At 57.0% G+C, this 22,486-nt stretch carries 24 protein-coding genes; 2 read left to right on the plus strand and 22 right to left on the minus strand.

All coding sequences use genetic code 11. From position 1 onward, the window contains the following. Positions 1–5: 5 nt before the first annotated feature. The 19 genes from K6T64_RS03390 to K6T64_RS03480 form a co-directional block, all read right to left on the minus strand. A complete protein-coding gene (locus K6T64_RS03390; RefSeq protein WP_170086167.1) occupies positions 6–395 on the minus strand; it encodes a DsrE/DsrF/DrsH-like family protein in 390 nt (129 codons plus the stop codon). A 41-nt stretch (positions 396–436) separates the two neighbouring features. Continuing rightward, positions 437–841, minus strand: a complete 405-nt coding sequence (locus K6T64_RS03395) for a hypothetical protein (RefSeq protein WP_133121297.1) — start codon at positions 839–841, stop codon at positions 437–439. Then, complete coding sequence (locus K6T64_RS03400; RefSeq protein WP_100668396.1) at positions 825–1,367, minus strand: GAF domain-containing protein; 543 nt, start codon at positions 1,365–1,367, stop codon at positions 825–827. The genes K6T64_RS03395 and K6T64_RS03400 overlap by 17 nt, the downstream gene beginning before the upstream one ends. Continuing rightward, positions 1,367–1,747 (minus strand): DsrE family protein, encoded by a 381-nt coding sequence (locus K6T64_RS03405; RefSeq protein WP_013076429.1) that lies wholly within the window; start codon positions 1,745–1,747, stop codon positions 1,367–1,369. The genes K6T64_RS03400 and K6T64_RS03405 overlap by 1 nt, the downstream gene beginning before the upstream one ends. Positions 1,748–1,759: 12 nt before the next feature. After that, positions 1,760–1,996, minus strand: a complete 237-nt coding sequence (locus K6T64_RS03410; protein WP_100668397.1) for a sulfurtransferase TusA family protein — start codon at positions 1,994–1,996, stop codon at positions 1,760–1,762. Between the two features lie 25 nt (positions 1,997–2,021). Next, positions 2,022–3,077 carry a lipoate--protein ligase family protein gene (locus tag K6T64_RS03415; RefSeq protein WP_288008564.1) on the minus strand — a complete coding sequence of 352 codons (1,056 nt, stop codon included), beginning with the start codon at positions 3,075–3,077 and terminating at the stop codon, positions 2,022–2,024. A gap of 51 nt (positions 3,078–3,128) precedes the next feature. Beyond that, positions 3,129–3,602 (minus strand): biotin/lipoyl attachment domain-containing protein, encoded by a 474-nt coding sequence (locus tag K6T64_RS03420; RefSeq protein WP_288008565.1) that lies wholly within the window; start codon positions 3,600–3,602, stop codon positions 3,129–3,131. 21 nt (positions 3,603–3,623) lie between these two features. Continuing rightward, on the minus strand, positions 3,624–4,058 hold the full coding sequence (locus K6T64_RS03425) for a glycine cleavage system protein H (RefSeq protein WP_170086169.1): 435 nt from the start codon (positions 4,056–4,058) through the stop codon (positions 3,624–3,626). Next, positions 4,055–6,196, minus strand: coding sequence for a heterodisulfide reductase-related iron-sulfur binding cluster (locus tag K6T64_RS03430; protein WP_288008566.1), 2,142 nt, complete (start codon positions 6,194–6,196; stop codon positions 4,055–4,057). Before K6T64_RS03430 ends, K6T64_RS03425 begins: the two co-directional genes overlap by 4 nt. Before the next feature lie 25 nt (positions 6,197–6,221). Beyond that, positions 6,222–7,166 (minus strand): electron transfer flavoprotein subunit alpha/FixB family protein, encoded by a 945-nt coding sequence (locus K6T64_RS03435; protein WP_288008567.1) that lies wholly within the window; start codon positions 7,164–7,166, stop codon positions 6,222–6,224. Between the two features lie 31 nt (positions 7,167–7,197). Continuing rightward, entirely contained in the window at positions 7,198–7,965 is a 768-nt protein-coding gene (locus tag K6T64_RS03440; protein ID WP_100668402.1) for an electron transfer flavoprotein subunit beta/FixA family protein, read from the minus strand. A gap of 31 nt (positions 7,966–7,996) precedes the next feature. Further along, positions 7,997–9,289 carry a (Fe-S)-binding protein gene (locus K6T64_RS03445; protein WP_288008568.1) on the minus strand — a complete coding sequence of 431 codons (1,293 nt, stop codon included), beginning with the start codon at positions 9,287–9,289 and terminating at the stop codon, positions 7,997–7,999. Beyond that, positions 9,261–9,998 (minus strand): hypothetical protein, encoded by a 738-nt coding sequence (locus K6T64_RS03450; protein ID WP_288008569.1) that lies wholly within the window; start codon positions 9,996–9,998, stop codon positions 9,261–9,263. Before K6T64_RS03450 ends, K6T64_RS03445 begins: the two co-directional genes overlap by 29 nt. 8 nt (positions 9,999–10,006) lie before the next feature. After that, positions 10,007–11,074 (minus strand): CoB--CoM heterodisulfide reductase iron-sulfur subunit A family protein, encoded by a 1,068-nt coding sequence (locus K6T64_RS03455; protein ID WP_288008570.1) that lies wholly within the window; start codon positions 11,072–11,074, stop codon positions 10,007–10,009. A 41-nt stretch (positions 11,075–11,115) separates the two neighbouring features. Then, positions 11,116–12,318 (minus strand): heterodisulfide reductase-related iron-sulfur binding cluster, encoded by a 1,203-nt coding sequence (locus tag K6T64_RS03460; RefSeq protein WP_100668406.1) that lies wholly within the window; start codon positions 12,316–12,318, stop codon positions 11,116–11,118. Positions 12,319–12,371: 53 nt separating this feature from the next. Further along, on the minus strand, positions 12,372–13,148 hold the full coding sequence (locus tag K6T64_RS03465) for a 4Fe-4S dicluster domain-containing protein (protein ID WP_232796607.1): 777 nt from the start codon (positions 13,146–13,148) through the stop codon (positions 12,372–12,374). Between the two features lie 821 nt (positions 13,149–13,969). Further along, positions 13,970–15,394 (minus strand): SpoVR family protein, encoded by a 1,425-nt coding sequence (locus K6T64_RS03470; RefSeq protein ID WP_288008571.1) that lies wholly within the window; start codon positions 15,392–15,394, stop codon positions 13,970–13,972. Between the two features lie 13 nt (positions 15,395–15,407). Next, positions 15,408–16,565, minus strand: a complete 1,158-nt coding sequence (gene yhbH / locus K6T64_RS03475; protein ID WP_288008572.1) for a sporulation protein YhbH — start codon at positions 16,563–16,565, stop codon at positions 15,408–15,410. A gap of 20 nt (positions 16,566–16,585) precedes the next feature. Then, on the minus strand, positions 16,586–18,484 hold the full coding sequence (locus K6T64_RS03480) for a PrkA family serine protein kinase (RefSeq protein ID WP_170099674.1): 1,899 nt from the start codon (positions 18,482–18,484) through the stop codon (positions 16,586–16,588). Between the two features lie 197 nt (positions 18,485–18,681). Here K6T64_RS03480 and K6T64_RS03485 point away from each other — a divergent pair, with 197 nt between their 5' ends. Next, the gene (locus K6T64_RS03485) at positions 18,682–19,830 is read left to right on the plus strand and encodes a transglutaminase domain-containing protein (protein ID WP_288008573.1); all 1,149 of its coding nucleotides are present in this window, start codon (positions 18,682–18,684) and stop codon (positions 19,828–19,830) included. Between the two features lie 55 nt (positions 19,831–19,885). Then, positions 19,886–20,104, plus strand: coding sequence for a hypothetical protein (locus K6T64_RS03490; RefSeq protein ID WP_170086180.1), 219 nt, complete (start codon positions 19,886–19,888; stop codon positions 20,102–20,104). Positions 20,105–20,147: 43 nt separating this feature from the next. Here the strand turns inward: K6T64_RS03490 and K6T64_RS03495 are convergent, their stop codons facing one another. From K6T64_RS03495 to K6T64_RS03505, 3 genes are read right to left on the minus strand one after another with little or no spacing between them, the layout of a single operon-like run. Next, positions 20,148–20,906, minus strand: coding sequence for a L,D-transpeptidase (locus K6T64_RS03495; RefSeq protein ID WP_100668412.1), 759 nt, complete (start codon positions 20,904–20,906; stop codon positions 20,148–20,150). 17 nt (positions 20,907–20,923) lie between these two features. After that, entirely contained in the window at positions 20,924–21,637 is a 714-nt protein-coding gene (locus tag K6T64_RS03500) for an HAD family hydrolase (protein WP_288008574.1), read from the minus strand. 3 nt (positions 21,638–21,640) lie between these two features. Next, a complete protein-coding gene (locus K6T64_RS03505) occupies positions 21,641–22,486 on the minus strand; it encodes an MTAP family purine nucleoside phosphorylase (protein ID WP_288008575.1) in 846 nt (281 codons plus the stop codon).

Raw genomic sequence — 22,486 nt, forward strand, 5'->3', positions numbered from 1 at the left:
GGTCCCTAGAACGTCACCGTGACATCGGCATCAAAGGCGTATTCGAGGAAGGCCGCCGCGCCTCCAACGGGACACCGATCGGGCAGTTGTTCCTGGGTGATCCCCATAACATCCATCGTCATCTGGCACCCCAACAGTTCCACCCCAGATTCCCGGGCCATGTCCAGCATTTCTTTAACGGAGGGCAGCCCCGCCTGCCCGAGAGCGGCTTGTAAGTGCTCTTTACCGGACGGCATCTGCAGGGATTCCGGTGCCGTGAGGATGTTCAAACCCTCAAAGGTGAAGAAAATCTTCACTTCCGCGTCCATCGATGCGGCTGCCACCGCGATGTTCAACACTTTGTATGCGGTGTCCAGCGTGCCTTGAGACGCAATAATCGCCACGCGACGTGCCATAATCCTCTTCTCCTCCTTCATGAAACGGGGAAATCCCCTGTTCAAGATTGGTTTTGCGAACGGCCATACTCTTCGACCAACTGATCAAACCGAGCGACCCACTCCGGAGTTTCGCAGCGGAGGATGAGTTCACCCACCGGCCGCTTATCTTTGAGCCTTCCCTGCAGCGCCAACTGGTAAGGTTTGTCCCGAGGTTCAATGACCAGCTGCCACCGGCCCACCGAAGGCGGGCGACCTGAACCCCGGGGGCCGAGTTCCGACATCATGTAGATCGTGTATCCTTCGATGGGCTCGTAATAGGGCAGATGATCATTGCGGCCAAAATTGATATTGCGCAGGACTTCGTGAAGAGTGTTCAGAAACTCCAGCCGGTCCTCGAACCAGGGGGCGAGATCGGGCAAAGGCACCTCGATCCTCCGGGTCATGTTCTCAAACCTTCCTTTCATCGTTAGAACCATCCTTGGGAGCTGCCTGTGAGCACAGTCCCTGTTTTGGCCACCGGTCTCCGACGCGCTTTGTGGCGGCACTGAAGAGTTCCACCTCAATCACGCTGAATCGATCGACTTGCTGCGATTTTACCGAGAGCACCCCCTGGACGATTCCGGATCGGATCACGGGCAGAGCCACTTCCGACCGGGTCCCGAGTCGGTCCCGGAGATTCCCGGGAAACCGCCGCACGTCAGCCACAATCTGTACCGCTCTCTCAAACGCGGCGGAACCCACCACCCCCTTTCCCCAGCCAATTCGAGGCACGGTGGGCGGACCTTGAAAAGGCCCTAACGTCAGGTTCCCGCCCACACTTTCTGTGACATACCAGCCGAGCCAACTCAGGTCTGGAAGTTCATGGAACAAATAGCTCGTGACGTTGCAGAGTCCAGGCAGAAAGGCACCGCTCTCGTCCAACAGCCGATCCACCTCGGCGATGATGGCGGGGATGGAAACTTCGCCGCCGGACACCGGATCTTCTGCCATCAGAAACTCACCACCAAATCGGCCTCCAACAACATTTCGTTCACCGCGGTGCCCCCCACCACCCCATCGATCTCAATCAAATCTTCCACTGTGACATCGTTGAGGTCGAGACTTGGGGCGCAGACGTAAAATTTGACGCCAGCGTCTCGGGCTTGATCGATAAAAAACTGGAGATTCGCCCCTTCTCCCCCTTCCTTTACCTGAAGGGTCTCTGCGACGCCCTTTTTCAAAAGGCCCGTGGCCTTGATGGTAAAAACCATCGAGACGTCGTAGTCCATCAAAGCGGCGGTCGTAGCGAGAAAAAATGGCGAGGCCGCCCGGTAGGGAGCTTCAACCCCCGACGTATGAATGTATACACATTTCTTCGTTTCCTCGGACACAGACAATCCCTCCTATTTTGTACGTTTGATTCGATACACGTAGATCCCTTGATTTTCTGAAGCCTGCAAAAGATCGTGGCCTGTGGCCCGGGTCCAAGCTTCAAAGTCCGCCATGGAGCCGGGATCCGTGGCTTCTACTTCGATCACCTGTCCGACCTCGATACCCAGAATGGCCTTTTTGACCCGCACCACGGGCAGTGGGCATTTCAGCCCTTTCGCGTCAATTTTCAACGCGACATCCTCCGCCATGAACATCCACTCCTTTATAAGAGATTCAAAATCCATGGGTGGCCCGAAAAGCCTGCATCAAATCCTCCACGCCCACCCCCGGGATTGACGCCTCTTCCATCAGCCACTCAGCCGCCAAAACCCACTCCTCTTCACAGACCTTGCGACCGATGAGCCGCTCGGAAAAACGCTCCAGGGCATCTTCGGGATATGCGAAGAAATCCCCCGCCAACAGCACATCGTCAAAAAGACCATCCCGGGTGCGGTAGATCAACCGGATGAGCCCGCCGGGGGCTTTGTGGACCCCTTCGTACAGGCGCACAGCCTCCGAGATCTTCACTCCGCTGCGAAGAATCCCTTCGGAGCGGAAAACAAAAGGTTCGGAGAAGAGGAGTTCTTCGAACTCCCTGAGCGCCTGTTGCTCCCGTTGCGAAAGCCGACCGGCCCGGGCGGGTTCCTGGAGAATCGACGCGAATTCCTCCACTAAAATCGCTGTCACCTGCTCGCGCTCCGGCAGCGGCTGACCTGCCAGTTCCCGGCGAATGGAGGTCACATATTCCGATAAGCCCGAAACCAGTTTATCGCGAAATTTTTCCGATGGAACCCGCAGGACCTTCGCCATGGCGTCAACGTCAAAATCCATCATGATGCTGCCGACCAGCACGATGGACGTGCCAATCGTCGCTGCGCCGGTACCCCCGATCTTGCGGGGACCCACCACGATGTCGTTGACCGGCCGGTGTTCGGCGGCAATTCCGATGCGGTGGTACGCACGGACCGGCGCTTGCAGCCAGGTCTCATAGAGGCGTTGTACCGGAACCTGGGATTCCGGGAGGATGAGGTGCCAAAAAATCTGATCCTGATCCAGATACACAGCCCCGCCCCCCGTCATGCGCCGGCCAATGGGAATGCCCTGCTCCCGACAGTATTCGACATCGATTTCTCGACTGGTCACCTGATGAAAACCGGCGCATACGTACGGTGTGCGGGGGCTGACGACGATGAGGGTCGCCTCGTCGCCTGGGCGAGCCTCCCGGGCGACGGCATGATACACCGCCTGGGACCTCTCCGCCGAGACGATTCCCAGATTCAGATAGCGCATGTCCTCACCCCTTGCCCTGACCTGCCCATAGCCTTGAACGAAAACATTATCCTAGACCGCTCCAGGGTTTGATTCATCTGAAGGGATACACTGAAGGCAGGTGAGCCCTTCCTCGCGAAGTTTTTGCTCAAAGAGTGGTACCGCTTGGTCTGCGGGCAGCAGGTTTCCTTGGGGCCACTCCTGGCTGGAGGGTTCCATCTGAACGATCCAGCCCTCTTCATAGGGACTGCGGTTGATCACATTGGGATCCTCCGCCACTGCGGGGTTGAGCCGCAGCACTTTACCCTGCAGCGGACTGGTGATGGGGCCAACCCACTTCCCCGATTCCACTGTAGCCACACTCTTACCGGCCCCGACGACCTTCCCAACGCGAGCTCGGATCTGCAAGATCTTGCCCGCCCGGGTCTGGGCTGGATCGGTCATCCCGAGCAACACGGTGTTGTCTTCGAGTCGTTTTACCCAGACATCGAGTTCAACATCGTACCAGAGGTCATCGGGAAACTCGCACATCATCACCCTGGCCATGGGCTCATCTCGCCTCTCCCTCTAATGGCTGCACTTGATTCCCTCAGCTTCCAGTTTTTTTCGATACTCAGCAACCCCGTCCGCCCCGGTAGCCAGATTCTGGGAGTCGGTGTTCCAGTCCGCGGGCTCAACGCGAATCAACCAGCCCGCGCCATAGGGATCGGTGTTCACCAGGTCGGGCTGCCCTTTGATCTGTTCATTGATCGCAATCACTTTGCCCGCCACTGGAGTCGGGATCGTCCCGACCCACTTTCCGCTTTCAAGAGTTCCGGCGCTCTTGCCCCGGGCCAAGTTTTTCCCCAGGGAGCGCAAATTCACCACAATGATCTTGCCGGCCAAGCTCTGGGCCACATCGGTCATGCCCACCAACACCGTGCCGTCCGGCTCCGGTTTTGCCCACACGTGCTTGTCGATCCAGTAATAGAGGTCTTCCGGAAGAATGCAGCCATCGCTCATGTCACTGTCTCCTCCACTACTTCGTTCGCGAGCCCCAGGGCCTTTTCAAGCAGGAACACGAGATCTCCCACTTCCAACTGTCCTTCATACCCCGCCGTCTTCACGGCATCGGTATACATCACCAGATCTTTGGGGCAAGCGACGATGAAATGAGTAACTCCATCGAGTTGTTTCGCTTCTTTGATCCGACTTTCCGCCGGCTTTGTGGGATAGAGGGTATCTCCCATCCAGATTCTTCCTCCCCCCGCTCCGCAACAGAAGCTGTTTTCCCGGTTGCGGGGCATTTCCACCAAAGTCGCCCCGACGTGAGCGATGAGGTTGCGCGGAGGATCGAAGACTCGATTGTACCTTCCGAGATAGCAAGGGTCGTGGTAGGTCACTTTGACGTTCTGGGGATATTTCACCGGCAGCCGGTTTTCCCGGGCCAGGCGATCGAGAAGCTCCGTATAGTGCTCGATCTCCACCTCCAATCCATAAGCCGGGTACTCGTTTTTGAGGGTATTGTACGTGTGCGGATCGGTGGTCAGGACCTTTTTGAACTTTGCCGACTGGATGGCCTTGATGTTTTTCTCCACGAGGGTTTCGAACAGCCCTTCCTCACCCACTCGCCGCACATCGTTCCCGGCGTTCCGCTCCGCTTCATACAAGATTCCAAAACTTACTCCCGCATGAGTGAGAACCCGGGCCAGAGCCTGAGCCACTTTTTGCGCCCGAGGATCGTAGCTCGCGTAGTCCCCGACAAACCAGAGGTATTCCACCTCTTGTTTTCGGGCGTCCGGGACGGTGACCCCCGCCTCCTTGACCCATTTCGCGCGATTGCGTTCCGACTGGCCAAAGGAATTCCCTTTGCGGGCAAAATTCATCAGTGTGGCCGACAGGTTGCCGTCCATCGTGCCTTGGTCGATGAGCGAGCGGCGCATCTGCACGATGATAGGAACGTGCTCAATCCCCACCGGGCAGGTTTCCACGCAGGCCCGACAGGTGGTACAGGACCACAAAACGTCGGGAGCAATCAGCTCTCCAGGTTCGAGGGCGGCGGAAACCTCTTGCGAAGACAGGTCCGACTCCGCCGCCGAGTGGCCAACTTTGGCCCCCGGCCTCTTCATGCCATGAAAACCACTGATCGCCTCCCGCAAATCCAGGATGAGGTCCCGAGGGGATAGTGGCGCTCCGGAGTTGCGGGCAGGACATACATCGTGACAGCGGCCGCATTTTGTACAGGCATCGAAGTGCAAGAGTTCTTTCCAACTGAGATTTTCAGCGGCAGGAGCCAGCGGCAGCCCCGGCTCGGTCTCTGAAGGCGGCGGTGGCAGGGCGATCCCGGCTTTCGGATTGCGTACGGTCAAGCTCGCCCAGGACGCCAGCATGTGAACAGATTTGGCATAGGGTAGATAGGCAATAAATCCCAGTGCCAGGAAGGCGTGAACCCACCAGGTGATAAAATGCCAATCCATCGCCGTCTGGGGAGTCATTCCGGTTGCCCGGAACCCTTGGGCAACCAGGGATCCCACCGGGGAATAAGCCTCAAACCACGGCCGATCTGCCACAAGCCGGAACGCCTCGATCAAGAGGCCTGTCACGCCGATCAACAGAAGCTGACCGAGAAACCACCAGTCCTCTTTCTTGTAGTTCGAGCGATCCACCGGCTTGTTGTCCACCCGGGCGTAGTTCAGCCGGGCTACGGCAAAAAATGCCCGGCGCACCGCCAACATCCCCAGGCCGATGATAAACAGGACCATGGAAATGTCCATGACGACCGAGAAAGCGAGGAAAAAATCCCCTTTCCAAAACTGGAGTTTCGGTGCTATGAGTCTCAGTATGTCATTGTCAATGAAGATGATCGTGGTTCCTAGAAACAGAAAACCGAACGACCAGAACACAAATCCGTGGGCAATGCCGGTATAAAGGTCCCTGCGCCCGATTTTGCGACTGGTCAGCACCTCCGCGGTGGCCCGGATCAGCCGCTTGGGCCAATCCGGGTACCACGGCTGCCGGCGACCCGCCCGATAACGTTGGATCCGGCGAATGACGCCGTAAAGGAACACACCGATGGCGATGAATGCCAGGACGTAAAAGGCTGGCACCAGCCACGTGTGCTCGAATCCTTCGAATACGGGCCGTTCAGCAACGGGATTCACGTGAGTTCAACTCTCCTTTCCCTGATCAAGCGCCTTTGACCTTCTCGGTGAGGGCGGGCACCAGTTCGAGAATGTCTTCAACGATTCCATAATGGGCAACGTCGAAAATTGGCGCCTTGGGGTCGGTGTTTACGGCGATGATGCAATCCGCGTCCCGCATACCTTCCAGGTGTTCGGGAGCCCCGCTGATCCCGAGGGCCAAGTAGACTTTGGGCTTGACTTTTTTGCCCGATTTCCCCACTTGCCGAGATTTCGGGAGCCATCCGGCATCGATGACCGGCCTTGAGGCCGACACCACCGCGCCAAGGGCTTCGGCCAATTCTTCCACCACCTCGATGTTGTCCTTGTCACCAATCCCCCGGCCGATGCTGACGAGAATATCTTGTTTGGTGATATCGACATCGGTGCTGTCGGGCATGGCGAGTCCCTCATATACCGTGGCTGCCGCCTCCGCTGCGGTAATGGTTTCCACCGTGGGGTTTCCTTGAATGTGCCCCCGCTCGGCATCGCCGGCACCAGCCAGGACTTGTAGGATGGTGAGCTCGGTCACTTCTGCCGCGGCGACCATTTTGCCACCGAGAATCACCGATTCCACCTGCCACCCCTGTCCCGCCGGTTCCACCTTCTGGACCGAGGCGATGGTCGAGCACCCTGCCCGGCTGGCCGCATAAGTAGCCACGTCCATCCCCACGGCGGTATTTCCCACAAGAACCAGGTCCGGGGATACTTGATCTATCGCTTGGGCCAAGGTTTTGCCCAGGGATTCCGGCAGGTAACAATTATCCGGATTGTCGGCCCACAGCACCCGGTCCGCCGCCCCCAGTTCCGAGGTGAGACCGGCGGGCATGACGGCGAGGGCTGTCACCGTGCCGCCATCCCCTGTCACCCGGCGCGCGAGATCGAGCAACTCGTATGTGATATCGGCAATCTTCCCGTCCAAGGTCTCTACGAAAACCAATGCTGTTGACATTCTCCCGCCTCCCCACATTAGACAGCTAGATTCAAGCGATCACTCCGCGTTCTTTTAGCAAGGCCAGGATCCGGGCGGCTTTCTCGTCCAGATCGCCTTCAATCATTTCGGCATGCCCCTCCGATACCGGAACGGCCATCTTCGTCACCCGGATTCCCGGAACCTCCGGCACCTCAACCTCCATCTCTTCCAGGGTGGCCGTTTTCATCATTTGCCGAACCCGGGAGATGGGGGCGTAACGGGGAGGTGTTGGAGACACTTGGATGCCGAGCACAGCCGGTGGGCGAACGGTCAGCGACGCTGTAATGCCTCCGGAGAACTCTTTTTTGACGAGAACCTGGGTGTCCTTGGCCTCGACCTCGGCTACAACGGTGACAAAAGGATATTCGAGCAATCCCGCCAACCACGTGGCCAACTGGCCGTCCAGGTCATCATTGGCCTGAACTCCGGTTAAGATGAGATCCGGCGTGGTCGCCGAGACGACGTTCCTGAGAATCTCGGCGTACTGGCGATTGCTCAAGCCCTGTTCGAGGCCGTCTCCCACCAGCTTGATGGCCCGGTCCGCCCCTTTTGCCAACGCCGTGTACAGGGCGTCGTCCACATCCCCGGTTTCGGCAGCGACGGCGATCACCTCGCCACCCGCCGCCTCTTTGATGAGAAGAGCCTGCTCTAATGCCTGTTCATCCCACTCGTTCAATTTCAACGCCACAGCTTCTCGATCGAGGCTGTCCCCGCTGTCTGACACGACGAGTTCTTCGACCACGTCTGGAACCAATTTCATCGGTACCAACATTTTCATAAACGTCCCCTCCCACCATTCCGTACAGCTTTTACTGGCCGACCTCGACCGGACTTTCCAGCAATCCGGCGGACTGGGCGAGCAATTCAGCGATATCCATCACTTCCAATTTTCCTGCGTTGCCGGTCGATTTTACCGCGTCCTCAAAACGCGAGACCTCAAAGGGACAAGCCACGGCGAGGATGTCCGCCCCGTACTCGATGGCCTCCAGCACCCGCCGTTCAGACAGGCGCATGCTCAGGTGGTCGCGGTTAAATCCATCCAGCCACATCCCTCCTCCGCCACCTCCGCAGCAATACGCGGTCTCCCGGCAGTGCCCCATTTCCACCAATTCAAGACCCGGGATCGCATGCAATAGCTTGCGGGGTGCGTCGTACTCCCCGTTGTGCCGGCCCAGATAGCAGGGGTCGTGGAACGTGACCCGCTTTGGAATCGGGATTTTTAAATCCAACTCGTGAATTTTAGAAGCGAGATACTGAGTGTAGTGTACCGTTTGAAAGTTTCCACCCAGGGCCGGGTATTCGTGTAAAAACGCGTTGTACGCGTGGGGATCTGTCACCACAATCTGGTTGAACTGGTACTTCGAGAGCATCTTGATGTTATGCTCGGCGAGCATTTCGAATAAGCCGCGCTCTCCGGCCATCCGCTGGGAGTCCCCGGCACACTTCTCCTCGTGGCCGAGAATGCCGAAATCAACTCCCAGGGCATTGAAGATCCGCGCCAAAGCGATGGACGCGTCCTTGCCCCGGGGGTGGTAAGAGGGGTAGCACTCCACAAACCACAGGACATCCACCGGAGCGTTGTGTTTGCTCATGATGGGTACCGGTACCCCCGCTTGTTTCGTCCAGTCCGCCCTTTTCCGGGGGGACTCGCCCAGGGGGTTGCCGTAACGGGCTGTGGCTTCAAAGGCATCGAGCAACTCTTTCGGGGCTTTCCCCTCGAGCACGGCTTTCTCCCGCACCGCCGGCATGATTTTGATCATGTTGACTTCTTTCGGACATACCCGCAGGCAGTTCCGGCAGGTCGTACAGAGCCAGAGGTCCGGGCTGTCTAACAAAGAGGCGCCGAGTTGGGTACGGCGAAACACCTTGCGAGGCGAGAAATCGCCCACCGTGTCGATGGGGCAGACCCCCGTGCATTTGCCGCATTGGTAACAATATCCAAGGGACTCCGCCCCTTCGATGGAGGTGACCGTCTCCAAGGCGGATAGGTCGTACTCTGTGATAGGTCGCGGTTCAAACATCCGGTTGAACGAACCGGTGAGCCGCATGCCGTCGACAACCACTTCGAAGAATTCAAAGCTTTTGGCTTTCGCGTTGCTCAAGTTGCACTCCCTCCCCGTGCCGGATGCCCAGTAGGCCTTCCACGACTCTCGCGAACGGCGGCAGCACCTGGGTAAACTCAGTAGTCATGCGCCAGGATGTCACGGTAAACATATAAACCGCATACACCAAGGACAAACAGATCAACGGACGGTGACTGTCCGGAACCCGCGGCAGCCGGTGAATCGACTCCAGCACCGCCCCCAGGAGCCCCATGCCCTGTGCAATCTGCCCATACTGCTGGCTGGGGGGAACCCTTGGTTCCATCACCCGAGGATCATCCAGCAGGAGAACGAAGGCGCCGGTCTGGTTGCCGGGGTTATACAGCCACCGCGCCCACCAGGGAGCGCGCTCAGGATTTGCAAGATAAAACCAATACGTCGCCCATTCCAGGGCCCATTTTGGCCGCTCCTCCCAGCTATCGACCAACTCCCAAAACTGCTGACCATTCCCGCTTTCCGCCAGCCGAGCCAAGGCATAAGCCCGCTCTGCACCCCGCTCCCGTTCTGCCGCCGGCAGGCGTCGGGTGGCGGGAATCAGATGCCACGGCAGCTTCTCAGGGTCTCCTCCACTTTGTTGAACGAGGCCAAACTGTCGATCTGCGGACCGGAGGCGCTGATCCAGCTGTTCGGCCCACGACCCAAAGGCATCTTCTGGAATGAAAGGCTCGGCTTTATCCAGAAACTCCTTGAGCGCCTCCGCATCAATCATCACGCCGTTCATCCGACAGACACGCGTTGCAGCCGGTTCAGCAGCGCCACCGCTTTCATCGCCGCAGCCCCGCCCATTGAAATCGAATCCTCCAGGTCCTTTGGCCCAGCGGCCGCCCCGGCGACAAAAATTCCCGGCACGGGTGTGGAAACGGTGTCCAAGGGCCCCCCTTGGGTCGCCAGAAAGCCATGATCCTCCCGAGGAATGTTGAAAATACGGCTCATCTCGATCGTCCCCCGGGACGGTTCCATCCCCACCGAAAGAATAACCATGTCCATAAGGACTTCCACCGGCCGGCCCATCGTGGTGTCTTCCCCTTTGACCAGCAGCTTATCGCCTTTCCGGATGATCTCGGTCACAATCCCGCGCACGTAGTTCACTTTGTACTCTTCCTGAGCTTTCCAATAAATCTGATCTTCCCAAAACCCATACATCCGCATGTCGATGTAGAAAATAAAGACTTTTGCGTTGGGCAACATCCGCTTGATCTCGATCGATTGTTTGGAGGCGATCCCACAGCACACCTTTGAACAATATTTGTTCCCAATCTGCCGGTCCCGGGAGCCCACACATTGAATAAAAGCCACCCGCTCCGGGGGTTCACCCGTCGAAGGACGCACAATCTTGCCTTTTTTCATCATTTTTTCGGCGTCTACCAGGGTAATGACATCGTCGTACTCGTAGTAGCCGTACATCTGGGTCTCCCGGCCGGGATCGAAATGTTGAAATCCCGTGGCGATGATGACCGCACCCACTTCTTCTTCCACCTGGGCACCATCACCCCCCGCCAGAGTCACTCTAAACTCCCCGGCTCGCCCTTCGCTTTTGACAACCCGGGTCCCGAGCCGAACGTCCACCAAGGGATGTTTGCGAACATCTCCCAGTAATCCGGCCATCTCTTCCTCGGTATCCCGCAGGTCGGGGGTCAAGGTGGCATAACTCGAAGCATAGGGAGTTCCGCCCAATTCATCCCGCGCTTCCACCAGAATCGCTTTTTTTCCAAGATCGGCGACGCCCCTCGCCGCCTCCAGGCCCGCGGGCCCGCCCCCCACAATCAACACGCTATCGTTCGGCATACCGGTTCCCCTTTCTGCATCGGAATCGGAACTCAGTTGGATTACATGACTGCTTCCCAAGTTAGCGTCTCCACCGCGCCGCTGCGGATTTTTTCAAGGTCTGTCTCGAATTCCGCCCACGCCGCTTCGTGGTCGATGCCCATCTTGTTGAGAAGGGCGGCGGTATCGGTGGAATGCCAATGCAGTTGAGCCACCCGATAAGGATGAGCACCCAAAGCCAGGGCGGCGAACTGGGATTCGGACATCACCGGCACCCCGACATTCCGGTCGTGGGCCCGGGCCGCGAACTGGCTCTTGTCGAGCGAAGTCACGCATCCAGTGTCGTGGGTCAACACCACATCGGGATTTGCTTCTTCTTTCATCACTTCAATCTTGCGCAAGGTCGCAAAACTCCGGGTGAAATCGCGTTCCACGAGGATGTGTCGGAAACCAAATCCACAGCAGTCATACCACGTTGAATAATCGGCGACGTTCCCGCCCAAGGCCGTCACCACCGCCGTGACCACCGCCGTCCTCTGTCCGTTGTAAATTTCCGCGTCATAGATCGCATCCGCCCGCTGTAGTTTGTAATAGTGACAGGCTGGATGAACCGCTACTGTAATATTGGACACGTCCCGCACCCGCCGGGCGGCCAATTGATCCCGCACCGCATACATCCATTCGCTGTAATGTACAATCTCCTCGGGCATCACGAAGGGCCGCCCGAGCTTGTGCAGGATATCCCGAACCTGCCGGCGCAGATTCGCGTCGTGGACCAACTCGTGACGAACCTCTTTGTAATGGCCAAAGCTGGTTCCGCAATGAATGAGGGGATAATATCCTGTCTCATAGGCGGCGGCAAAATTCCGCATCGCCACCGCGGCTTGGGCGGCCTGGTTGGAGGTGGCAGAAGCGTAGTAATTCCACCCCGTACACGACGTTTGATCCCGGGGATCAAAATAGTCGTACCCTAGCAACCGATTAAGCCAAAAGATAGATGTGGAATAGCCCGGGATATGCCCGCACTGGCCGCAACTCTTATGGTGCCACGTTTTTTGGAGCGGGATCTTCTTCTTCCATCCGAATTTCGTGCGCACTTCCACATAAGGTTCGGGAACCGGCTGTACAATCCATTCCCCTGCCCTCCCCAATTCCCACACCGCTTCCCGGATGTCCTCATCCGGCGCCTCGTTGGGATCGGGTTCAAACACGCGCTGAGTGTCAACTTGCAAGACTCCTCCACTTTTCGCATCCCGGTCAGGCATCGATCCTCTTCTCCTTTCTCCTCGTAACCTGACAGAGTGATTTGCGGTACCCTTCAGTCGAAGGCGAGACCCATCTCCTCCAGTTCGTCTTCCATCAGCTCTTCGATAATGGCGTGCAACCCCTCATCCAGGGATGCAATCATATCGAGTGCTCCGGTCATTTTCCAGATCGCAAACAACTCCCGGGTGGTGCGCTCGTCTACCGCCCAGGAAGTCGCCGTGGTGTGCATCGTATCCGGCGGGAGCGCCTTGCGCCACGTGTCGAGGTTCCGGGATACCTCCCGCACCTGGGGCCCCCAATCCGGAAACGCGTCTTCCTGCAACATATCCGGGGAAACCTGGGTGCCGGTGGTCATAATCTTATAAATGACCCGGGTGTATCCCGCCAATGCCTCTTGTGTCGACCGCAGGCCGTTTTTCACCGCCACTTCCCGCATAATCGTGATCAAACCACCGGGGTTATTCTTGCGCGGACAACGCGTACAAGAGAAACATTGGGAGCAGTTCCAGACGTCTTCGTTCAATTGGACGTAGAACGTTTCAACGTCCTCTCGGGCCAGGGTTTGCGCGATCTTACGCGGGGAAAAATCGTAAAATCGCGCCGATGGGCAGGCCGCCACACAAATCCCGCACTCATAACAGCCATATAGATAATCATGGAAGCGGGGGTCGGCCTTTACTTCCGCAAAAAGTCTCTCTTTTTCTTCCAGTGGAATTTCGGTGTAGCTCAAGGTCGCCGACGGCAATCGCAGTCCCCCCTCAACCGAAATGGTTCGCCGGTGGTGCAAATGGACATCGATATTCTGTGATGACACTGTATAATCCCACACATCGACCTCCTCTGTGAAATCTGTACATGAATAGGGTTGACTTTGGTTTGATTCAAACTCTGCCTCCTTTTCCGACTCCTCCGATGCCGTTGAACAGCTCAGCATCTCTTGAAGGCAATGAATTCTAGCGCGACCGTTTCATCGTCCAGGGTGAGTCAAAGGGTGCGACCTTTGCACGAAGGGAAATGTTTCATCGAGGTGCTTCATTGAAGTGCTTCTATCGAGGTGCAACATCCAGGTGCTGTGTGGGTACCGCTTGGTACGAGTACGATACCCGGTAGGGTTCACTGTTTATTCACGTTTTTGATTATAAAGCACTTTTATGGTCACGACAACCCTTTTTATTGTTTTTTCACTTATCTGTTTTCTCTACACATCCCTTTCGCCGGGAACAAAGCGGCTGCCGCTCACCAGCAAGCCACAAGATAGACGGATCACGGCCTCAATCTCGACACAAGTCATGGAGACGGGATGCCGGCCCGACACGATCCCGATCAATTATGGCTTTTCTTTAGACACAAACTCATTGGTGTACGTTTTCGAGAGGTCAATTTTCGCCTGATCGAGAACATTTCCATCCCCTCGGTTCGGCGAAACTGTTTGCTGCAAGCCAAAAAAAGGCCCGCACAAGCGGGCCCGGGGTGTAATGCGCAAGTTAACGGCAATGTCGATGATGGTGCCTCTTGCACTTGACGACCAAGATCTGACCTGGATGCAGACAGATGAAAATCTTCTTCGGTTTCCGCACCTATCATCACCACCTTCCCCCTGCTACATCTTATGCACCCGGAAACTGGACAGAGTGGACGATCGTTCCAGGATCAAAGAAATTTTCGATGGTTCTTTTTCCCGTCATAGCTAAAAAGGATCGCCCGGCTATCCAACACTGTTTCCAGATGAACCGGACGCCCCCACAACCGATACACATAAGGGAGCGTTTTTTCCACATACTTGACGTCCAACTCCACCCCTTCATACCGGTGCGTGAGATACAGCTCACCGTTTTGCAAGTAATCCCCGTCCTGCACGAGAATCACGGGAAATCCACCGTTGACCCGGGCGGCGCACAGAGTGTCCCGCACTTTCTCCCAATCCGTCTCCACCACCCGCCACTCATTGCCCATCTTCTGGTAAAGATAGAGATTCAGTTCTTCCACCAGCTCTTTGGTCAAATAGTTGCGCAAAAAGGAGGTGTCTGTCTCGGTCTCCCGCACCTCAAACATCTTCGCCCGCCCTTGGCCGGGCCTCGCTCCAAAGCGCCGGCGGGCCTCCTCAGGCGGATCATTCCACCGTTTCTCGATATCCTCCCAAATGGCGAGTCCCACATAGTACGGGTTGATGGACGTCTTGGACGGAAGCACCACTCCGGAATGCATCTGAGAAAAATCCACCGCTTCGTCGGAAGTGAGATCCATTTCTCTCATGATGCGCAAATGCCAGTAGGTCGCCCAGCCTTCGTTCATAATCTTCGTCTCGATCTGCGGCCAGAAATACAACATCTCGTCCCGCAGCACCGAGAGAATATCCCTTTGCCAATCTTCCAATACCCGGCTGTGCTCAATCAGAAACAAGACGAGATCCTTCTCCGGTTCCGGTGGAACTTTCCGCGGTACAGCCATTTCCGTCTGTTTCGCCGCCAACGGGGGCTGATCGAGCGCCCACAGATCGTCGTAGGGACTTCCTGGCTTCTCCGTTTGCTGCCCTTTCTCCCGGCGCTCCTCCCAGTCCCTGGGGCGGCGACGAAAAGTCACTGAAGGGTCGACGTGTTCCTGGATGGCGAGGGCGGCATCGAGAAACTGTTCCACCACATCTTTGCCGTATTGCAGTTCGTAGCTCCGAATCCGCTCGGCACTGGATGCCATACTCTCGACCATGAACCGCGAGGTATGCGCAAAATGGGCGTTATTCTTAAAGAAATCACAATGGGCGAGAACGTGGGCCGCCACCAGTTTATTTTGCAACAGCGAGTTGCCGTCGAGTAAAAACGCGTAACAGGGATCTGAGTTGATCACCAGTTCGTAGATCCGGCTGAGGCCAAAGTCGTACTGCGTTTTCATGCGGTGAAATGCCTTGCCGAAACTCCAGTGGGAAAACCGGGTCGGCATCCCATACGCCCCGAAGGTGTAAACGATGTCCGCCGGGCAAATTTCAAAGCGCATCTCATAAAAATCGAGCCCGAATCCTCGGGCGAGATCCATCATCTGTTCGATGGCCTGTTCCAGCCGGCGTATCTCCTCCCGGTTCATCCCTCTCCCCTCCTTAGGACGCCTGCTGATCCGCCGCCGGCGAGAAAAATGTGGTTAAAGCCTTGTAGACATCCCCTTTCTCCCGGATCAAAACCGCCCGGAACTTCGGATTGTGAATGTGGCGATAAGCACTCATCAGCGTGGAGGTCCGCTGATACTGGTTCACTTCTCCGTAGCCGAAGATGTTACATTTGTCCATTAATTCATTGACCAGCTGGACACACCGCTCATTGTCCGAAGAGAGGTTATCCCCGTCCGAAAAATGGATCGGGTAGATGTTCCACCGCTTTACGGGATACTCATGATCCACGAGATCCAAAGCGAGTTGGTACGCGGACGAGCAAATCGTCCCTCCGCTCTCGCCTTTGGTGAAAAATTCCGTCTCACTCACGATTTTGGCCTCAGTATGGTGGGCGATAAACACAATGTCCACCTTTTGGTACTTGGTGCGGAGAAACCGCACCGTCCAGAAAAAAAATGTCCGGGCCACGTATTTTTCAAAGACGCCCATGGATCCGGAGGTATCCATCATCGCAAGCACCACGGCGTTGGAGCGCGGTTCTTCGATCTCTTCCCAGGTCTTATATCGTAGATCGTCCGGCGAGATGTGGTGTATACCCGGCTTCCCGTGCATGGCGTTGCGCTTCAGGGTTTCGAGGATCGTCCGTTTCTTATCGATGTTCGAGGACAGTCCTTTTTTGCGCACATCATTAAATCGAATATCGGTCACTTCTGTCTCGAACTCGTCCTTGGGCTTGAGGTCCGGCAGCTCCAGATCTTTAAAAAGAACTTCCTCGATATCTTCCACCGACACGTCGGCCTCGTAATAGTCGATTCCCGGCTGATCGCCGGCACCCGGACCGGTTCCCGGGCCTTGGGCGGGTTCGCCGTCTCTTCCGAGCACATCGCCGGGTTTGGCGTTCCCGTCCCCGGTGCCGCCATGTGCCTGTTTTTCGTAATTGAATCGGAAACGGTACTCGTCCAGGGAACGAATCGGCACCTTGACGATCTGCCGCCCGTCGGTCATGATGATGCTCTCTTCCGTGATGAGGTCCGGGAGATTCTTCCGGATGGCCTCTCGTACTTTTTCCCGGTGGCGCTGCTGATCCTGATAGCCTTTGCGGTGAAGGGACCAATCTTCCTTGGAAACGGTGAATCGAACCGGTGCCACGTTCCTCCCCCTCCCTTTCGCTATCGATTGAGCAAGCTGCCGGTGTACCGCAACAATTCGTTCGCGCAGATCGGACAATACCCGTGTTCCTCGATCAACTGTTTGGTGACTTCGTTGATTTTCTTGAGTTGCTGGACATCGGGCGTCTTGGTGGAAGTGGTGATCTTCACCACATCTTTCAGGTCAGCGAACAGCTTTTTTTCGATGGCTTCCCGCAGGCGCTCGTGGGAATGGTACTCGAACTTCCGTCCCCGGCGGGCGTAGGTGGACATGCGGATCAGAATTTCCTCCCGGAACGCTTTTTTGGCGTTTTCCGAGATGCCGATTTGTTCTTCGATGGAACGCATCAGTTTTTCATCCGGATCGATTTCTTCTCCAGTGATAGGATCTTTCAATTTCTGCCAGTTGCAATAAGCTTCGACGTTGTCGAGGTAATTTTCAAACAGAGTCCTGGCCGATTCTTCATACGAATAAACGAAAGCTTTTTGCACTTCTTTTTTCGCCATGTCGTCATACTCTTTGCGGGCCACGGCGATGAAGTTGAGCAGCCGCTCCCGGTCTTCCTTGGTGATGGAGGGGTGCTGGTCAAGCCCGTCCTTCAGCGCGCGCAGGACGTCCAGAGCATTGATGCAGGGGGTATCCCGCCGAATCAGCGCACTGGAGATCCGGTTGATGACATACCGGGGATCGATGCCGGACATGCCTTCATCCGGAGCTTCCTGGCGCAGCTCTTCAATATCCTTTTCCTTAAACCCCTCCACCGTCTCCCCGTCGTACAGGCGCATTTTTTTCACCAGATCCATACCTTGTTTCTTGGAGTCCCGGAGCCGCGTGAGCACCGAGAAAATCGCTGCCGTCCGCAGGGCATGGGGGGCGATGTGCACATCCCTCAGATCACTCTGGCGCACTAGTTTTTCGTAGATCCGCACTTCTTCAGAGATGCGCAGGTTATACGGAATCGGCATGACGATTATCCTGGATTGCAGGGCTTCATTTTTCTTGTTCGCGATAAACGCCCGATACTCCGCCTCGTTGGTATGGGCGATGATCATTTCGTCCGCGGAAATGAGCGCAAACCGCCCGGCTTTAAAATTTCCTTCTTGGGTGAGAGAAAGCAGATGCCAGAGAAACTTTTCATCGCATTTCAACATCTCCTGGAACTCCATCAGGCCGCGATTGGCTTTGTTGAGTTCCCCGTCGAATCGATAAGCCCGGGGGTCGGACTCGGACCCGTACTCGGAAATGGTGGAAAAGTCGATGCTGCCGGTGAGATCGGCGATGTCCTGGGACTTCGGGTCCGAAGGGCTGAAGGTGCCGATTCCCACCCGATCGTCTTCGGAAAGGAGCACCCGCTCCACGGGCACTTCCTCCACTCGGTTGTTGTACTCATCCTGGACCCGCAAGCGGCACGCGGGGCACAAGGTCCCTTCGATCTTGATCCCGAACTCCTGTTCAAAATCCGACCGGAGTTCCGGAGGGATCAAGTGCAGGGGTTCCTCATGCATGGGGCACCCCTTGATTCCATACAACTCTCCTTCCTCGGTGCGGGAGAATTGCTCCAGGCCGCGCTTGAGCATGGTCACGATGGTGGATTTGCCCCCGCTGACCGGACCCATCAAAAGCAGGATCCGCTTTCTGACGTCCAGACGCCTGGCGGCCGAATGAAAATATTCCTCCACCAACCGTTCGATCGCGGAATCCAAGCCGAAAATTTCTCGTTCAAAGAATTTATAGTGTTTCCTTCCCTGCTCGTCGGTCTGCACACCGGCAGAGGCGATCATCTGATATATACGGGAGTGCGCAGACTGCGCAACGTGCGGTTTGGCTCGGACGATGTCGAGATAGTCTCGGAATGTGCCCTCCCAACGGAGTTGCTCTTCACGAGCCCGGTATTCCGACAGGCGGTCTAAGATGTCCATGATGTCTCCCCCTTTTCATCGGGCTCTTGCCCCGATCCTTTCCGGAAGGGTTGTGATTCTGTAAAATATATTCATGTCCGTTAGTCTGGTAGCACCGGTCCCGTCGTCCTGGGTCACAAAGTTGACAACGTCCTACGTATTCCATATATATGCGGCGCGATGAGTCCTGTTGCCGGCGAACCGGAGGTGGCTGCCCATTGGACCATAATTGGATCACTCTCATTGCGGGCTTTTTACTGCTATCTCCCATTGTCATCGGCTTGTGGCGCGGGTTGCCGGGTGAATTGGAATTGATGAAGTACAGTATTCGCTCGGCACTCGGATCTGTGCAGTGGATTCTGGCATCCCTGGCCGCCCTGTGGCTTTTGCGGACGGTGGTTGCCCAAAACGCCTGGGGCATCCCTCAGTTGCAGTGGGTCAGCCGTCAGCTTCACGAAAGTTTGATCGCGTGGGCCGTGGCGGTTCCGGTGACCGCGTTCTTGTTTTCGTGGATTTTGGATTTGTTGGCCCAACCGGTGATCAGCCTGGCCGTGGGCGTCCTTCACCGATTGCAGGGGTTGGCCTCTCGGCTGCCCAGAACGTTGAACCATGCCCTGGGTGGTCTTCTCCAGGTTCCCCGGGGCGCCCTTCACATGTTGGTGTTTGTGGCAGCCATTCACCTCATCCTGCCCTACATTCACGCCCCCACTGTAGAGGCGATGGCGAAGGAAAGTTCTTTGTACCGGTGGGCGGATACCCGGGTGGTGTCACCGCTTCTGTCGAGCCCGATCGCGCAAAAAGTTCCTGTTCTCGGGGATCAAGCCAATCGCTGGCTGACCGAGTTAACCCAGGAGGCGGCCAACAACGCCCCGCCCGAAGCCCGGGGGTTCTTGACCTGGCAAACCCGCTTCCAATCGAATAGCCAGATCGATGCCACGGCCGGACAGGTGGTTCAGGGAGCGCGGACAGACCGGGAAAAGGCTTACCGACTGTATCGATGGATCGGGGAACACGTGCAGTACGATAATCAAAAAGCGGCCGCCATTGAACAGGGGCAGATTCAATCGCTATCCTTCGGGGCGATACCGACGTTTAACACCGGCAAGGGCGTGTGCACCGATTACTCTGCACTCATGGTCGCCATGGGCAGGGCCGTTGGCCTTAAGGTCAAACAAGAATTCGGTACAGCGGTGTTACCCGATGGAAGTGGCGGACCCCACGCCTGGAATGTTGTCTATTTGGCGGACGAGAAAAAATGGATCCCCTGCGACCCGACGTGGGAACAGGCGGGAAATTACTTTGACAACCCGGACTTTTATGCAACTCACCGCCCGGATCATCAGACGGGAGTCGATGCAGCTCAATGAAGCGGGTGAAAAGTGGATCGGTGGTTTGGGGCATACTGAAGGCGGAGGGATCGAGGTGGAAGATATTCGCCGAATCGTCGAACAAGCCGCCGGGGGAAAGCCGGTCTCCGTCCAAGTGCTGTCCTACGGAGCAACGGTGAAAACGGATAATGTGGAAACCCGCAAACAGGTGGCTCGCGCCTTGGAAGCCGCGGGCTTTGTTGTCCAACCTGTGTACGGCGAAGGAGAGGAGTTTCTTTATCACCTGAATGTCAGCCTTCCGGTCATGCACTGAGATATCCTAGGCGGCCCGGCCAGGATCGGCGGCCGCCCTGGATTCAATCGTGAATAACTACCTTCGTCCCAGGTGGAATATTGTCATAAAACCATTTGGCATCCGGCACCGAGAGACGCAGACACCCGTGAGACGCTTTTTGCCCCAGCTTGTCCGCCTCACTTTGAATGATCTGCTGATTCTGGTCCATGGGAACACTATGAAAGAGAAACTCGAGCCCTTTGAAAGAGACCCAATACATCGCGCCTTCTTTTTCTTGGGCGTTATAAAACCAGGTATCCCGCTGACCAATCTGGAAAGTTCCCCGAGGAGTCGAATTGTCCGGATTCGTGTCCAGTCCCGACGAGGTCGCCATAACCTTCAGCACCTGATTGCCATCTTTGATATACACCCGCTGCTGGGAAAGGTTGCAATCGATCCACAGATTCTTGCGCTGTTTCAGGGCTTCCATGGTCAGTTGGCTCGCGGGCACAAAATCCTCTGAATCCGCCCGCATGCCTCCACCGGCCCCCATCGTCTGCTGCATGGCCCCGGGTCCATGCCCCTGGCCGGCCCCCGGCCCCGCTCCCGGCGCAGGTCCGGGAGTCCCGGCGTTTCCCCCTTGACCCTGAACCGCCCCCGCCGGTTTCGTCGGGGAAGCCAATCCTCCGCCCGGCTGCCCTTGATCCGCCGAAGGGGCTCCCGATGCCCCGCTTGCTTGCGGGCCCGACTGGGCCCCGGGAGACGGCTGTGCAACCCCCATCCCACATCCCGCCAGCGTTAGGGACAAGGCCATCGTCACCGCCACGCGCCTCCGTCGCATTCCCCCGCCTCCTCGCGTTAAATTTCCCTGTGTTTGATCCACTCCAGCACGTCCGTCAACGTCCCGGTCCATGCCGGGGGGCGGTCCACCGGCACGGATCCCACGAGACAGTCTGTGACGAGACCAACTGCGATTCCCGCCTCGGCCGCTGCCCCGTCCTCCACAACATCGTTGCCGATCATCGTGCACTCCTCTGGACATCGGCCGATCTTCGTCAAAATCTCGCGGTAATAATGAACCCGGGGCTTACAATAATGGGAATTCTCCATGGTCGTCACCAGGCGAAAGGGAATGGCCTCAAGGCCCGCCCAGCGCAGTCGCTCATGAATTGCCTTCTCGGGGAAAATCGGATTGGTGGCCACCACCAACTCATAACCTTGCTCCAGAGCTGTGCGACAAATTTCCTGGGCCAAGTCCGTCGGTCGGGTCAAATGGCGAAGCTGGGCAAACTCTTCCTCATAGAAGGCCTCCATCTCGGCCCAGACTTCTTCCTTCCCGGCGCCGGCCCTGGCCATGAAGGCCTCTCGGAATACTTCGTCGTTCGTGCGATGGGAATCGTCGTTCTCCACCGTGTCTTTGACCGCCGCCCAAATTAAGTTCACCAGTTCGTCTGGCGCCAACCAACGGCCCACCCGGCGGGCCATGCCCGAAAAACAGCCGTGCAAAAAGGTCTCCAGATCCAGCGGCAAAAGCGTCCCATCGAGATCAAACAACAGGGCCCTCCGGGTCAACCCCTATCGCCCCTTTCCGATGTTTTCCTTCGTCAGCAGGGTATCCTTTCGCAGGTCCCGGCATCCGCAATCTTCATCGAGAGGCGTTTCGCGCAGCGCGTCGAGCAGAATCCGGCCCACCGCCCGGGCTTCTTGAAAAAACAAGTCCCGCAATTCCTCGTGCCGCCAATCCCGGACCACCCCTTCGGCATAATTCACCACCAGGTCGACCCGGGCGTAGCAGGCACCGATCTCCCGGGCCAGGTACACCTCCGGGCACATGCTCTGCCCGATCACGTCTGCCCCCATCATCTGCAGAGCCCGTACTTCGGCTACGCTTTCAAAATGACGCCCATCGGTGTTGGCGTACACCCCGCGTTCGAACACCCGGCCAAGGCCGGCATCCCGGGCAGCTCGGGCCAATCGCCGTCGGCCGTGGGGACAAGTGGGCTGGCGCATCACCAATAGATACGGGCCCCCCAACCCCACATCTTTGCGCATGGACTGGTCGATGTAGTCGTCGGGAATGACCACATCCCTCAGATCCAGCAAATGATTGCACGCTCCAACTCCACCCTCGGCGTACACCTTGCGCACTCCGGCCTGGCCGAGAATCCAAAACAGTTGTTGAGAGGCCTGGCCCCTAGGTAACCCTTCCTCGGGGCGCCAGCCGTGCATCTTCACCGTCCAAACTCGCTTGTCCCCGAGCGTAAACAATTTCATCTCCGGCCCGGGACCGTACGGGGTGTCGAAACGCACTCCGCTTTTGAGCACCTGTACGTCTTCCGCCTCGACATCCTCTGGAAAATGCAACGAAAAGGTGCTGGAGCCCCCGATCACCGCAAACTCCGCCAAATCGATTTCAGACAC

Origin of the sequence: Kyrpidia sp., from assembly GCF_023512215.1 — a bacterium.
GTDB classification, from domain to species: Bacteria; Bacillota; Bacilli; order Kyrpidiales; family Kyrpidiaceae; genus Kyrpidia; species Kyrpidia spormannii.

Excerpts from the sequence above, each read along its gene's own strand:
- K6T64_RS03450 (WP_288008569.1), bottom strand. The coding sequence starts at position 9,998 with ATGATTGATGCGGAGGCGCTCAAGGAGTTTCTGGATAAAGCCGAGCCT.
- K6T64_RS03495 (WP_100668412.1), bottom strand. The coding sequence starts at position 20,906 with ATGCGACGGAGGCGCGTGGCGGTGACGATGGCCTTGTCCCTAACGCTG.
- K6T64_RS03440 (WP_100668402.1), bottom strand. The coding sequence starts at position 7,965 with ATGAAAATGTTGGTACCGATGAAATTGGTTCCAGACGTGGTCGAAGAA.
- K6T64_RS03480 (WP_170099674.1), bottom strand. The coding sequence starts at position 18,484 with ATGGACATCTTAGACCGCCTGTCGGAATACCGGGCTCGTGAAGAGCAA.
- K6T64_RS03435 (WP_288008567.1), bottom strand. The coding sequence starts at position 7,166 with ATGTCAACAGCATTGGTTTTCGTAGAGACCTTGGACGGGAAGATTGCC.
- K6T64_RS03460 (WP_100668406.1), bottom strand. The coding sequence starts at position 12,318 with ATGCCTGACCGGGATGCGAAAAGTGGAGGAGTCTTGCAAGTTGACACT.
- K6T64_RS03395 (WP_133121297.1), bottom strand. The coding sequence starts at position 841 with ATGAAAGGAAGGTTTGAGAACATGACCCGGAGGATCGAGGTGCCTTTG.
- K6T64_RS03455 (WP_288008570.1), bottom strand. The coding sequence starts at position 11,074 with ATGCCGAACGATAGCGTGTTGATTGTGGGGGGCGGGCCCGCGGGCCTG.
- K6T64_RS03390 (WP_170086167.1), bottom strand. The coding sequence starts at position 395 with ATGGCACGTCGCGTGGCGATTATTGCGTCTCAAGGCACGCTGGACACC.
- K6T64_RS03470 (WP_288008571.1), bottom strand. The coding sequence starts at position 15,394 with ATGAACCGGGAGGAGATACGCCGGCTGGAACAGGCCATCGAACAGATG.
- K6T64_RS03420 (WP_288008565.1), bottom strand. The coding sequence starts at position 3,602 with ATGGCCAGGGTGATGATGTGCGAGTTTCCCGATGACCTCTGGTACGAT.
- K6T64_RS03400 (WP_100668396.1), bottom strand. The coding sequence starts at position 1,367 with ATGGCAGAAGATCCGGTGTCCGGCGGCGAAGTTTCCATCCCCGCCATC.
- K6T64_RS03410 (WP_100668397.1), bottom strand. The coding sequence starts at position 1,996 with ATGGCGGAGGATGTCGCGTTGAAAATTGACGCGAAAGGGCTGAAATGC.
- K6T64_RS03425 (WP_170086169.1), bottom strand. The coding sequence starts at position 4,058 with ATGAGCGATGGCTGCATTCTTCCGGAAGACCTCTATTACTGGATCGAC.
- K6T64_RS03415 (WP_288008564.1), bottom strand. The coding sequence starts at position 3,077 with ATGCGCTATCTGAATCTGGGAATCGTCTCGGCGGAGAGGTCCCAGGCG.